The sequence below is a fragment of the Klebsiella sp. 1SOBk10mer genome (genome assembly GCF_046602535.1).
Taxonomy (GTDB): Bacteria; Pseudomonadota; Gammaproteobacteria; order Enterobacterales; family Enterobacteriaceae; genus Klebsiella; species Klebsiella quasipneumoniae.
The window spans coordinates 178,928-190,906 of the sequence record NZ_JBKIUP010000003.1; the positions used below are offsets into that span (position 1 = coordinate 178,928).

Consider the following 11,979-nt stretch of genomic DNA (forward strand, 5'->3'; position numbering starts at 1 on the left):
AGGTCGCTCCATTGATGTGCGGTAATCGCACTTTTATTCGTTGTTCGCACAAAATGTGACCCGCTTAACGATGTCGGTCAAGGGCGATAATCGAAATATGGTGCGATAATCGAACATCGGTTATCTTTAGCGAAAGAATGTGATCGATGGCAAATATGGGGAACAGAAATGGATAAGCATCCAGACGATTTACTGACCGGCGACGGCGATCCGTTTAAGGGCGATCCTAACTTTATGGCCTCGCTGGCGCGCGGCCTGGAGGTCATTCAGGCATTCACGCCGCAGCGGCCCCTGCTGTCTATCTCACAGATCAGTCAGAAGACCGGTATTCCGCGCGCCGCGGTGCGCCGCTGCCTGTATACCCTGAGCAAGCTGGGGTTCGTCTATGCCGAAGACGGTAAAAACTTTCAGCTACGGCCGCGGATCCTGGCCCTCGGTCACGCCTGGCTGGCCTCGACGCCGCTGGCGCGTTCGGCGCAGCCGGTGCTGCGGCATCTGAGCGAAATGCTCAACGAGTCCTGCTCCATCGCCACCCTCGATGGCGACGATATTCTGTATATCGCCCGCGCCTCCAGCTCGCGGATCATGACCATCGACCTCGATATCGGCAGCCGCCTTCCGGCGTGGGCGACCTCGATGGGCCGGGTGCTGCTCAGCCATCAGCCAGAGGAGAAGCTCAACGATATGCTGGCGAGGGTAACCATGATCCGCTATACCCCGCAGACGGTGGACTCGGTGGCGAAACTGCGCGCCGAGCTGAAACGGGTGCATCAACAGGGGTATGCCCTCAACGATCAGGAGCTGGAGATGGGCCTGCGCTCCCTCGCGGTACCGCTGTTTAACGCCCAGGGTCAGGTGCAGGCGGCGCTGAACGTCGGGGTGCATGCGGGCCAGATGTCGGCCCGCGAAATGATCGACCGCGTGCTGCCGGAGCTGCAAAAAGCCGCCCGCGAGCTGACGCTGCTGATGCGCTAACGGCTGCGCTTGGCGTGCTGCTCCCAGGTCTCCTGCTTCGCTTCGGCCGATTTACGCAGCGCGACATAGCAGGCGCCGCTGCCGCCGTGGTGCGGAAGCGCGGCGCAGAAGGCCTGCACCTCTGGCAACTCTTCCAGCCAGCGCGCCAGATAGCTGCGGATGATATTGGCGTGGGACTGATCGTCGCGGCCTTTGCCGTGAACGATCAGCACATTGCGTAACCCCTCTTTCTGCGCCTGCACCATAAAGGCGAAGAGCATCTGCCGGCACTGCTCCACCGGCTGGCGCAGCAGGGAGAGGCTCGCCTGCTGGCCGTATTTCCCCCGCCGCAGCTTATCCAGCACGCCGCTCTGCAGCCCTTCGCGCTTAAACTCCAGCGGCGTGGCGAGCGGTACGATATCGAGATAGCCGGTAGTGAGAAAATTATCCAGTTGCAGGGTGTCGACGCGCTGCGGGGCGCGACTGTTGCGCCCGGGATGCCAGTGCACGTCATTGTTACGTTTCAGGGGCTGGACATCTTCCATGGCGTCAAGAAACAGGGATTTGTCATCAAGGTTCATGGGCTCTCCTCCAGCGGCTGTCGCCAGCTACTATAGCCGCCTCGTGCTCCCCCCTCAATGCGTTTATCCCCGTCTGCTGGCAAAGTGAGCGCGACGGGCGGTTAAGGAAAACATTGTCGACTCTGGCGGCGAAACAGGGTGATCAATGACGCCGTTAGCGGCGTCTGTCGGGTGTCGCGCCGCTGGATCAGAAAATAGGCCGCCGTCGGCAACGCTTCGCGGACGGGGATCATCATCAGCTTGTCCGCCATCAGCGGATCGTTGCCGAGCTCCACCGGCAGGATACTGAGAAAATCGCTTTTCACCACCAGGCTGATGCACGACGAGAAGGTCTCGCACACAATATTCACCTTTGGCGCCAGCCCGGCCTGATTAAACCTGTCCTGCAGCTGTTTAAAGTAGCTGCCGCGCGGCGTCGGCATGGTCCAGTGGTGATCCATCAGCTCCACCAGCGAGGTGGCCTGCGCCGCCGGATGCCCCGCCCGAGCGAACACCGCGAACGGTTTCTCAAACAGTTTTTCAAAGCTGAACTCATGGTCGTACGGCCCGGGATAGTAGGTATTGATGGTGAAATCCAGCTCCCCCTGGCGCAGCTCATTGATCATCGCCAGCAGCTGGCCCTCCATGATCCGCACCTTCACCTGAGGATGCTGCTGATGAAAGCGGCAGATCACCGACGGCATCAGCGACCGGGCGACGCTGGCGCCAAGGCCAATATTGATCTGCCCGGCCTGCTCTCCCTGACGCTGCAGCAGTTCATCCTGCGCCGCCCGCAGCTCCTCAAGTATCAGGCTCGCATGTTGATAAAAACTTTCGCCATTGTCAGTCAGCGCCACCCCCTGGCGGCGGCGGACGAACAACTGAGCGGAAAGCCCCTCCTCGAGCTCTTTAATCGCTTTGGTCAGGGCCGGCTGCGAGATCGCCAGCGAGCGGCTGGCGCCGCGAATACTCCCTTCCCGGGCCACCTCGACGAAGGCGCGAATTTGATGAAATTTGATCTGAAAGGCCATGCTTTTGGTGATAACCGTTGTTTATCAGACGCAAGAAAATGACATCTACTGTAATCCATCAGGCTGTGGCAGGTTAAGAGCGTTAAGGCCTGTAGCGCGTCAGTGATAAATAAAAGCTATCACATCGTGAACGCCATCACATTTTTTACTTATGACAGGATAAGCTATGCCGCAACTTGATGAATACCTGCGCCAGCTGGCGCCAGCCATGACCCAATGGCGCCGCGATTTTCACCTGCACGCTGAATCCGGCTGGCTGGAGTTTCGCACCGCCAGTAAGGTGGCGAAGATCCTCGACGGGCTCGGCTACCAGCTGGCGCTGGGGCGCGACGTCATCGATGCCGACAGCCGGATGGGGCTGCCGGATGAGGAGACCCTGGCCAAGGCTTTCGAGCGCGCCCGCGAGCAAGGGGCGCCGGAACGCTGGTTGCCGGCGTTTGAAGGCGGGTTCGCCGGCGTGGTGGCGACGCTCGACACCGGACGTCCCGGCCCAACCCTGGCCTTTCGCGTCGACATGGACGCCCTCGACCTCAATGAGCAGCACGATGACAGCCATCGCCCCCATCGCGACCATTTCGCCTCCTGCAACGCCGGCATGATGCACGCCTGCGGCCACGATGGGCATACCGCCATCGGGCTGGGGCTGGCGCATGTGCTCAAGCAGTATGTCGCCCAGCTCAATGGCGTCATTAAACTGATTTTCCAGCCTGCTGAAGAGGGTACCCGCGGCGCCCGCGCGATGGTGGCCGCCGGCGTGGTGGACGAGGTGGACTATTTTACCGCCATCCATATCGGCACCGGCGTCCCGGTCGGCACCGTGGTGTGCGGTGGCGACAACTTTATGGCCACCACCAAATTCGATGTGCAGTTCAGCGGCGTGGCCGCTCATGCCGGCGGCAAGCCTGAAGATGGGCGCAACGCGCTGCTCGCCGCCGCCCAGGCCGCCCTTGCCCTGCACGCCATCCCACCGCACAGCGCCGGCGCTTCGCGGGTCAACGTCGGGGTGATGCAGGCCGGCACCGGACGCAACGTGGTGCCCTCCTCGGCTCTGTTAAAAGTGGAAACCCGCGGCGAAAGCGAAGCCATCAACCAGTATGTTTTTGACCGGGCGCAGCACGTCATCGCCGGGGCCGCGGCGATGTATCAAGCCGGGTACGAGTTACGCATGATGGGGGCCGCCACCGCCAGCGCCCCGTCGCCGGCGTGGGTGGCGTACCTGCGCGAACAGGCCGCGCGGGTGCCCGGCGTGCAGCAGGCGGTGGATCGCATCGCCGCCCCGGCGGGATCGGAAGACGCCACCCTGATGATGGCCCGGGTCCAGGCGCGCGGCGGCCTTGCGTCATACATGATATTCGGCACCGAACTGAGCGCCGGTCATCACAACGAGAAGTTTGACTTCGACGAGAGCGTAATGACGGTCGCGGTCGACACCCTGGCGCGCGTCGCGCTTAACTTTCCCTGGCAGCGGGGGGTGTGATGGACCCGATTTTTCAGTTTGTTGAAGAGGTAATTGAGGCAAGCCGCGAGACCTATTGCGCCATCGCCGATGATATCTGGGACCACCCGGAGACGCGCTTTGAGGAGTTCTGGTCCGCCCGGCGGCTGGCGGACGCCCTGGAAGCGGAAGGTTTCCAGCTGACCCGTGATGCTGGCGGGATCCCCAATGCTTTTATCGCCAGCCTCGGCGAGGGCCAACCGGTTATTGCCCTGCTGGGCGAGTTTGACGCCCTGGCGGGTCTCAGCCAGCAGGCCCATTGCGCGGAGCCGACATCGTCAACGCCGGGGGGCAACGGTCACGGCTGCGGGCACAACCTGCTCGGGACAGCGGCTTTCGCCGCGGCGGTTGCCGCCAAAAAATGGCTGCAGCAGCACGGCGGCGCGGGCACCCTGCGCTTCTACGGTTGCCCGGGGGAAGAAGGCGGCTCGGGCAAAACGTTCATGGTGCGCGAAGGGCTGTTTGATGACGTCGATGCGGCCCTCACCTGGCATCCGGAGGCCTGGGCCGGGATGTTCAGCACCCGCACCCTCGCCAACATTCAGGCGGCGTGGCGCTTTACCGGCACCGCCGCCCACGCCGCCAATTCGCCGCACCTGGGGCGAAGCGCCCTGGACGCGGTCACCCTGATGACCACCGGCAGTAACTTCCTGAATGAACATATTATCGAAAAGGCGCGGGTTCATTACGCCATTACCGATACCGGCGGCGTCTCGCCCAACGTCGTCCAGGCCCAGGCGGAAGTGCTGTATCTGATCCGCGCCCCGGAGATGGCAGATGTAGAACAGATCTTCGCCCGCATTGAGAAGATTGCCCAGGGGGCCGCGCTGATGACCGAGACCCACGTCAGCTGCCGCTTTGAAAAAGCCTGTTCCAGCTATCTGCCCAACCGCACGCTCGAAGCGGCGATGTATCAGGCGGTAGCGCATTACGGCACGCCGGCATGGAGCGACGACGATCGCGCCTTTGCCGCGGCGATCCGCGCCACGCTCAGCGCCAACGATATCAACAACAGCCTGAACAATATCGCCGGCACCGGCGGCGAGGCGGGGAAAACCTTCGCTTGTCGCCACCGCGATACGCTGCTGATTGATGAGGTGGCGCCGTGGGCGGCCACGGATACGATTCTCGCCGGCTCCACCGACGTCGGCGACGTCAGCTGGAAAGCGCCGGTGGCCCAATGCTTCAGCCCCTGCTTCGCGGTGGGTACCCCGCTGCACAGCTGGCAGCTGGTGAGCCAGGGACGCACCGCCATCGCCCATAAAGGGATGCTGCTGGCGGGGAAAGTCCTCGCGGCGACGGCGATCCGTTTATTCAGCGACCGCGCGCTGCTGGAGGCCAGCCAGCGAGAGCTCAGGCAGGCGCTGGCCGAACATCCTTACCGCTGCCCGATTCCGGCGGAGGTGAGACCGTCGGTTTTACGATAACCATAAGACCAGACCGCTCCTGACAGACGCTGACCGGCATAGCGGCACGCACCGACCATAATAACCGCCGGCAGTACGGGAGCAGGCCTGCCCAACACAACAACGACAACAGAGGAACGCCCATGAGTATGTCATCCATACCGTCGCCTTCACCCGCCGGAAAGCGCTATGGCTGGGTAGAGAAGATCGGTAATAAGGTCCCGCACCCGTTTTTGCTGTTTATCTATCTTATCGTGGCGCTGATCGCCGCCACGGCGATACTCTCCGCCTTCAACGTCGGGGTGCAAAACCCGGCGGACGGGTCGCGGGTGGTGGTCAAAAACCTGCTCAGCGTGGAAGGGCTGCACTGGTTTTTACCGAACGTGATTAAAAACTTCAGCGGTTTCGCGCCGCTGGGGGCGATCCTCGCCCTGGTGTTGGGCGCCGGCTTTGCCGAGCGGGTGGGCCTGTTGCCCGCGCTGATGGTCAAGATGGCCTCCCACGTTAGCGCCCGTTATGCCAGCTATATGGTGCTATTCATCGCCTTTTTCAGCCATATCTCTTCCGACGCCGCGCTGGTGATCATGCCGCCGCTGGGGGCGCTGATGTTTCTCGCTGTCGGTCGGCATCCGGTCGCCGGCCTGCTGGCGGCGATAGCCGGCGTGGGCTGCGGCTTTACCGCCAATTTACTGATCGTCACCACCGACGTGCTGCTCTCCGGGATCAGCACCGAGGCGGCCAAATCCATCGATGCCTCTCTGCACGTCAGCGTGATCGACAACTGGTACTTTATGGCGACCTCGGTGATCCTCCTGACCCTCGTCGGCGGTTTAATCACTGACAAGCTGGTGGAGCCGAGGCTGGGACAGTGGCAAGGCAGCCGCGACGAAAAGCTGCAAACCCTGACCACTGAGGAGCGTTTCGGCCTGCGCATCGCCGGCGTGGCGACGCTGGCGTTTGTGGCGGTCATCGCCCTGATGGTGGTTCCTGAAAACGGCATTCTTCGCGATCCGGTTCAGCACACGGTGATGCCCTCGCCGTTTATCAAAGGCATCGTGCCGCTGATCATCTTTTTCTTCTTTGTCGTGTCGCTGGCTTACGGCATCGCCACTGGCAAAATTCGCCGTCAGGCCGATCTGCCGCAGTTGATGATTGAGCCGATGAAAGAGATGGCTGGATTTATCGTGATGGTCTTCCCGCTGGCGCAGTTCGTGGCGATGTTCAACTGGAGCAATATGGGCAAGTTTATGGCCGTTGGCCTGACGGACCTGCTGGAGAGCGCCGGCATGAACGGCGTCCCGGCGTTTGTCGGTCTGGCGCTGCTGTCGGCTTTTCTGTGCATGTTTATCGCCAGCGGCTCGGCCATCTGGTCGATTCTGGCGCCGATCTTCGTGCCGATGTTTATGCTGCTGGGCTTCCACCCGGCGTTTGCGCAGATCCTGTTTCGCATCGCCGATTCATCGGTGCTGCCGCTGGCGCCGGTTTCACCGTTTGTACCGCTGTTTCTCGGTTTTTTACAGCGCTACCGACCCGACGCCCGCCTCGGGACTTACTACTCGCTGGTGCTCCCTTACCCGCTGATTTTTCTCGCCGTCTGGCTGCTGTTGCTGGTGGGCTGGTATCTGGCAGGACTGCCCATCGGCCCTGGCATTTATCCGCGGCTCCCTTAAGCCGTTGAAGCGCCAGGGACGGCTGCTTACTCTTAACGCGGCACCTTCATTTTGACCTTACGGGGGACATCTGCGGCTCCGGCGAAGAAGCCGAAAAGCGCGCGATACCCGCGTTCGAGCAACAGCGTGAGGCCGTGGATAACCAGGCCGCTGAAGATCAATACGATTACACCAGTCAGTATATATTGCATAGCCCCACCTCTGAGTTATTAACCGCGCCGCGACGACGCGGTGGCACCTTCCCGGGCGCGCAAAGCGGCGCGGAGGACCGGCGTCGTCAGCTTAAAAGTAGCAAAAACCATGCCCGATAACCCGCCAGGATCGATCCAAAAATAAATCAACGTACAGGCCGCAGGAAGCCGGCCGGGGATACGGGTTTATCTTTTGGGAGTATAGTTGACCGCCGCCGGTGCGTGGTATCGTGTGGCCCTCGTGTACGATGGTGGATGACTGAAACGATGTTGACCTTGCTGCAGGATAAAATGGATACCCCGCTGGGGGCGCTGTGGGTACTCTGCGACGAACAGTTTAATTTACGCGCCGTCGAGTGGGACGAGCACCGCGATCGGATGGAAACCCTGCTCGACGTACACTATCGCCGGGAAGGCTATCAGCGCGTCGACTGCCGCAATCCGGGCGGTCTCAGCAGTAAGCTGAACGACTATTTTGCCGGCGACCTGGCCGTTATCGAGACCCTGCCTACCGCCACCGCCGGCACCCCTTTCCAGCGCCAGGTCTGGCAGGCGTTGCGCGATATCCCCTGCGGCCAGGTAATGCACTACGGTCAGCTGGCCGAAGCGCTTGGTCGTCCCGGCGCGGCGCGCGCGGTGGGGGCCGCCAATGGCGCCAACCCGGTGAGTATTGTGGTGCCTTGCCATCGGGTCATCGGACGTAACGGTACGATGACCGGCTATGCCGGCGGCGTGCAGCGTAAAGAGTGGCTTCTGCGCCACGAGGGCTATCTGTTGCTTTGACTGAAAATGCCTTTTCTGGAATTTTCAGGTAATTTTACAATCAAATGTGGCTGAATAATCTATTTTTAATCAAGCAGATATCAGCCTGTTTTGATTTCCCCTGCTGATATTACGTGTTTCAGAGCCTGAAGACTTACCTGCTCATCAAAAAGATGTTAAAATTGACCAATATCAATTAAGGCCTGAGCAGACATATGATCCCTGAGAAGCGAATTATTCGACGCATTCAGTCTGGCGGTTGTGCTATCCATTGTCAGGATTGCAGTATCAGCCAGCTCTGCATCCCCTTTACTCTGAACGAGCACGAGCTTGATCAGCTGGATAATATTATCGAGCGGAAAAAGCCCATCCAGAAAGGTCAAACCTTGTTCAAAGCCGGTGATGAGCTGAAATCGTTGTATGCCATTCGCTCCGGGACCATCAAAAGCTACACCATCACCGAGCAAGGCGATGAGCAGATTACCGGCTTCCACCTGGCGGGCGATCTGGTGGGCTTTGACGCCATCGGCACCGGCCTGCACCCGAGCTTCGCCCAGGCGCTGGAAACGTCGATGGTATGCGAGATCCCCTTTGAAACCCTCGACGATCTTTCCGGAAAAATGCCGAATCTGCGTCAGCAGATGATGCGCCTGATGAGCGGTGAGATCAAAGGCGACCAGGATATGATCCTGCTGCTTTCCAAAAAGAACGCCGAAGAGCGCCTGGCCGCGTTTATCTATAACCTGTCCCGCCGTTTCGCGCAGCGCGGTTTCTCTCCCCGTGAGTTCCGTCTGACCATGACCCGCGGCGACATTGGCAACTATCTCGGCCTCACCGTCGAAACCATCAGCCGTCTGCTGGGGCGTTTCCAGAAGAGCGGCATGCTGGCGGTGAAAGGCAAATACATCACCATTGAAAACGGCGACCTGCTGGCCCAGCTGGCCGGTCAGGCGCGTAACGTCGCTTAATCTCCGCGCAACACCTGGTCAGGATCGGCAATTTTTTCAGATTTGTTGATCTGACCAGGCTCCTCCCCTGTTTCAATTCATCCATATAGGTTATCTTTTTAATAACTGACGGTAGCTGCAGTTGTAAGGAGACCCTGTATGGCGAAGTATCAGAGCATGCTGGTAGTAATCGATCCTAACCAGGACGACCAGCCGGCGCTAAGGCGAGCGGTGTACCTGCACCAACGGATTGGTGGACGCATCAAAGCCTTTTTGCCGATCTATGATTTTTCTTATGAAATGACCACCCTGCTGTCGCCGGATGAACGGACGGCGATGCGTCAGGGCGTCATTGCCCAACGAACGGCCTGGATCCGCGAGCAGGCGAAATTCTATCTTGAATCCGGTGTGCCGATTGACGTGAAGGTGGTGTGGCACAACCGCCCCTTCGAAGCCATTATTCAGGAAGTGATCAGTGAGAAACACGACCTGCTGCTGAAGATGGCCCACCAACACGACAAGCTGGAAGCGGTGATCTTCACCCCGACCGACTGGCATCTGCTGCGTAAGTGCCCTTGCCCGGTCTGGATGGTGAAAGACCAGCCATGGCCAGAAGGCGGTAAAGCGCTGGTCGCCGTCAATCTGGCCAGTGAAGAAAATTATCACAACACCCTCAACGAGAAGCTGGTGCGCGAGACCCTGTCGCTGGCGGAAGAAGTCAACCACACTGAAGTGCACCTTATCGGCGCCTATCCGGTCACCCCGATCAATATCGCGATTGAGCTGCCGGATTTCGATCCCAGCGTCTACAACGACGCCATCCGCGGCCAGCATCTGCTGGCGATGAAAGCCCTGCGGCAGAAGTTTGGCATTGACGAGAAATTCACCCACGTGGAAAAAGGGTTGCCTGAGGAGGTGATCCCGGATCTCGCCGAGCATCTGCAGGCGGGGATCGTGGTGCTGGGTACGGTCGGACGAACCGGCCTCTCCGCGGCGTTCCTTGGCAATACCGCGGAGCAGGTTGTCGACCACCTGCGCTGCGATCTGCTGGTGCTTAAACCAGAGGCCTATCAGACGCCGGTGGAACTGGACGACGACGACGACGATTAATCTTCCCTCCCGGAACGTTCATCATCCCCCGCCTCGCGGGGGATTTTTTTGCCCGCTTTCCCTCAGGCACAAAAAAGGGCCGCTTGCGGCCCCGTCATGGCATGGCGACCCTGAACGACTCAGTGGATACCCAGACGCCAGGCCAGATCGATCTCTTCTTTCAGCTCCAGCGAGGAGAGCGCCATCAGGTCAGCAAACTCCAGTTCCAGCAGTTTAAGTTTTTTCAGATACTGCGCTGGAGTCATGACGGTGGTGTCGCGGCGTAAGAATTCGATGGCCATCTGCGTTGGGGTTAACTCGGTATCCATAATATCCTCTGTCTGATGTAAGAACCGGAACATTATATCACCTTTTACCGCTTATTTTATGAACAATCCCTGGCATCCTTGTGCATATAAAAAAGCCGTCTCACAGGAGACGGCTTATAAACAAACGTTGTAAAACAATAATGTTACATTACAGCGCTTTCAGGATCGCATCGACGCTGGCTTTGGCATCACCGAACAGCATATGGGTGTTCTCTTTAAAGAACAGCGGGTTCTGTACGCCGGCGTAACCGGTGTTCATCGAACGCTTAAAGACCACCACGTTCTGCGCTTTCCACACCTCAAGCACCGGCATGCCGGCGATCGGGCTCTTCGGATCGTCCTGCGCCGCCGGGTTGACGGTATCGTTAGCGCCGATGACCAGCACGGTGTCGGTATCGCTGAAATCATCGTTGATCTCATCCATCTCCAGCACGATGTCGTAAGGCACTTTAGCCTCCGCCAGCAGGACGTTCATATGTCCCGGTAGACGGCCGGCGACCGGGTGAATGCCAAAGCGCACCTTAATGCCGCGCGCCCGCAGCTTCTCGGTAATTTCTGCCACCGGATACTGCGCCTGGGCCACCGCCATACCATAGCCCGGGGTGATGATGACCGAGTGCGAATTTTTCAGCATCTCCGCCGTCTCTTCGGCGCTAATTTCACGGTGCTCGCCCACTTCTTCATCGCCGCCGCTGGAGGAACCATCGGTGCCGAAGCCGCCGGCGATCACGCTGATAAAGGAGCGGTTCATCGCCTTACACATAATGTAAGAGAGGATGGCGCCGGAAGAGCCCACCAGCGCGCCGGTGACGATCAGCAGGTCATTGCTCAGCATAAAGCCCGCCGCCGCCGCCGCCCAGCCCGAGTAGGAGTTGAGCATCGAGACCACCACCGGCATGTCCGCGCCGCCGATGGAGGCCACCAGGTGCCAGCCGAAGGCCAGCGCGATCGCGGTCATCACCAGCAGGCACAGGACCTGGGTGCCGGTGCTATCGGAGCGCACAAAAATCACCATCAGGATGAAGGAAACCACCAGCGCCGCCAGGTTAAGCTTATGGCGATTAGGCAGCATCAGCGGTTTGGAGGAGATCTTGCCGCGCAGTTTACCAAACGCCACTACCGAACCGGTGAAGGTCACCGCGCCGATGAAGATGCCGAGGAACACTTCGGTCAAATGGATATTGACCAGAATCTGCTCCATGCCGGTTTCATGCTGCAGGTAGCTGTTAAACCCTACCAGCACCGCCGCCAGGCCCACGAAGCTGTGCAGGATGGCCACCAGCTCCGGCATCTCGGTCATTTCGACCTTCTTCGCCAGACGAATACCGATTGCCCCACCGATCACCATCGCGAGGATAATCCAGCCGACGTTGCCGGCGTCCGGACCCAGAATAGTGGCGATCAGGGCGATGGCCATCCCGGCGATGCCGAAATAGTTGCCCTGCTGCGAGGTTTCGTGTTTCGACAGACCCGCCAGGCTGAAAATAAACAGGATTGCAGCAACAATGTATGCAGCTGTAACTAATCCACCAGACATGTGCTACC

Annotated in this window: 12 protein-coding genes; 7 read left to right on the forward strand and 5 right to left on the reverse strand. The window is 59.7% G+C overall.

The annotated features are described in order from the left end of the window. The first annotated feature begins 168 nt into the window (after nucleotides 1–168). On the forward strand, nucleotides 169–975 hold the full coding sequence (locus ACLH1I_RS10800; protein ID WP_004887014.1) for an IclR family transcriptional regulator C-terminal domain-containing protein: 807 nt from the start codon (nucleotides 169–171) through the stop codon (nucleotides 973–975). Here ACLH1I_RS10800 and smrA read toward each other — a convergent pair. Further along, nucleotides 972–1,535 carry a DNA endonuclease SmrA gene (gene smrA / locus ACLH1I_RS10805; protein ID WP_004887017.1) on the reverse strand — a complete coding sequence of 188 codons (564 nt, stop codon included), beginning with the start codon at nucleotides 1,533–1,535 and terminating at the stop codon, nucleotides 972–974. The two genes, ACLH1I_RS10800 and smrA, sit on opposite strands and share 4 nt — an antisense overlap. A gap of 101 nt (nucleotides 1,536–1,636) precedes the next feature. Next, entirely contained in the window at nucleotides 1,637–2,545 is a 909-nt protein-coding gene (locus tag ACLH1I_RS10810; protein WP_048324066.1) for a LysR family transcriptional regulator, read from the reverse strand. Between the two features lie 166 nt (nucleotides 2,546–2,711). Between ACLH1I_RS10810 and ACLH1I_RS10815 the strand changes: the two genes are divergently transcribed. The 3 genes from ACLH1I_RS10815 to abgT all read left to right on the forward strand — a co-directional run bounded on the left by ACLH1I_RS10815 (nucleotide 2,712) and on the right by abgT (nucleotide 7,116). Further along, entirely contained in the window at nucleotides 2,712–4,022 is a 1,311-nt protein-coding gene (locus tag ACLH1I_RS10815; protein ID WP_064794820.1) for a M20 family metallo-hydrolase, read from the forward strand. Further along, nucleotides 4,022–5,467 (forward strand): M20 family metallopeptidase, encoded by a 1,446-nt coding sequence (locus ACLH1I_RS10820; protein ID WP_151628563.1) that lies wholly within the window; start codon nucleotides 4,022–4,024, stop codon nucleotides 5,465–5,467. Before ACLH1I_RS10815 ends, ACLH1I_RS10820 begins: the two co-directional genes overlap by 1 nt. Before the next feature lie 122 nt (nucleotides 5,468–5,589). Beyond that, complete coding sequence (gene abgT / locus ACLH1I_RS10825) at nucleotides 5,590–7,116, forward strand: p-aminobenzoyl-glutamate transporter (protein WP_023318148.1); 1,527 nt, start codon at nucleotides 5,590–5,592, stop codon at nucleotides 7,114–7,116. Nucleotides 7,117–7,148: 32 nt separating this feature from the next. On the opposite strand, the gene ACLH1I_RS10830 is transcribed toward abgT, so the two are convergent. Continuing rightward, on the reverse strand, nucleotides 7,149–7,307 hold the full coding sequence (locus ACLH1I_RS10830) for a hypothetical protein (RefSeq protein ID WP_004887027.1): 159 nt from the start codon (nucleotides 7,305–7,307) through the stop codon (nucleotides 7,149–7,151). A 267-nt stretch (nucleotides 7,308–7,574) separates the two neighbouring features. Here ACLH1I_RS10830 and ogt point away from each other — a divergent pair, with 267 nt between their 5' ends. From ogt to uspE, 3 genes are all read left to right on the forward strand, one after another. Next, nucleotides 7,575–8,090, forward strand: coding sequence for a methylated-DNA--[protein]-cysteine S-methyltransferase (gene ogt, locus ACLH1I_RS10835; RefSeq protein WP_004887029.1), 516 nt, complete (start codon nucleotides 7,575–7,577; stop codon nucleotides 8,088–8,090). Nucleotides 8,091–8,284: 194 nt separating this feature from the next. Then, nucleotides 8,285–9,037, forward strand: coding sequence for a fumarate/nitrate reduction transcriptional regulator Fnr (gene fnr, locus ACLH1I_RS10840; protein WP_004887031.1), 753 nt, complete (start codon nucleotides 8,285–8,287; stop codon nucleotides 9,035–9,037). Between the two features lie 138 nt (nucleotides 9,038–9,175). Beyond that, nucleotides 9,176–10,126 (forward strand): universal stress protein UspE, encoded by a 951-nt coding sequence (gene uspE, locus ACLH1I_RS10845; protein WP_004887033.1) that lies wholly within the window; start codon nucleotides 9,176–9,178, stop codon nucleotides 10,124–10,126. A gap of 119 nt (nucleotides 10,127–10,245) precedes the next feature. Here the strand turns inward: uspE and ACLH1I_RS10850 are convergent, their stop codons facing one another. Beyond that, entirely contained in the window at nucleotides 10,246–10,434 is a 189-nt protein-coding gene (locus tag ACLH1I_RS10850) for a YdiH family protein (RefSeq protein ID WP_004887037.1), read from the reverse strand. Between the two features lie 148 nt (nucleotides 10,435–10,582). Beyond that, entirely contained in the window at nucleotides 10,583–11,971 is a 1,389-nt protein-coding gene (pntB, locus tag ACLH1I_RS10855) for a Re/Si-specific NAD(P)(+) transhydrogenase subunit beta (RefSeq protein ID WP_004887040.1), read from the reverse strand. Nucleotides 11,972–11,979 lie beyond the last annotated feature (8 nt).

Coding starts and splice junctions, on each gene's coding strand:
- uspE (WP_004887033.1), top strand. CDS start 9,176: ATGGCGAAGTATCAGAGCATGCTGGTAGTAATCGATCCTAACCAGGAC.
- pntB (WP_004887040.1), bottom strand. CDS start 11,971: ATGTCTGGTGGATTAGTTACAGCTGCATACATTGTTGCTGCAATCCTG.
- ACLH1I_RS10820 (WP_151628563.1), top strand. CDS start 4,022: ATGGACCCGATTTTTCAGTTTGTTGAAGAGGTAATTGAGGCAAGCCGC.
- ACLH1I_RS10830 (WP_004887027.1), bottom strand. CDS start 7,307: ATGCAATATATACTGACTGGTGTAATCGTATTGATCTTCAGCGGCCTG.
- ogt (WP_004887029.1), top strand. CDS start 7,575: ATGTTGACCTTGCTGCAGGATAAAATGGATACCCCGCTGGGGGCGCTG.
- smrA (WP_004887017.1), bottom strand. CDS start 1,535: ATGAACCTTGATGACAAATCCCTGTTTCTTGACGCCATGGAAGATGTC.
- fnr (WP_004887031.1), top strand. CDS start 8,285: ATGATCCCTGAGAAGCGAATTATTCGACGCATTCAGTCTGGCGGTTGT.
- ACLH1I_RS10800 (WP_004887014.1), top strand. CDS start 169: ATGGATAAGCATCCAGACGATTTACTGACCGGCGACGGCGATCCGTTT.
- ACLH1I_RS10815 (WP_064794820.1), top strand. CDS start 2,712: ATGCCGCAACTTGATGAATACCTGCGCCAGCTGGCGCCAGCCATGACC.
- ACLH1I_RS10850 (WP_004887037.1), bottom strand. CDS start 10,434: ATGGATACCGAGTTAACCCCAACGCAGATGGCCATCGAATTCTTACGC.
- ACLH1I_RS10810 (WP_048324066.1), bottom strand. CDS start 2,545: ATGGCCTTTCAGATCAAATTTCATCAAATTCGCGCCTTCGTCGAGGTG.
- abgT (WP_023318148.1), top strand. CDS start 5,590: ATGAGTATGTCATCCATACCGTCGCCTTCACCCGCCGGAAAGCGCTAT.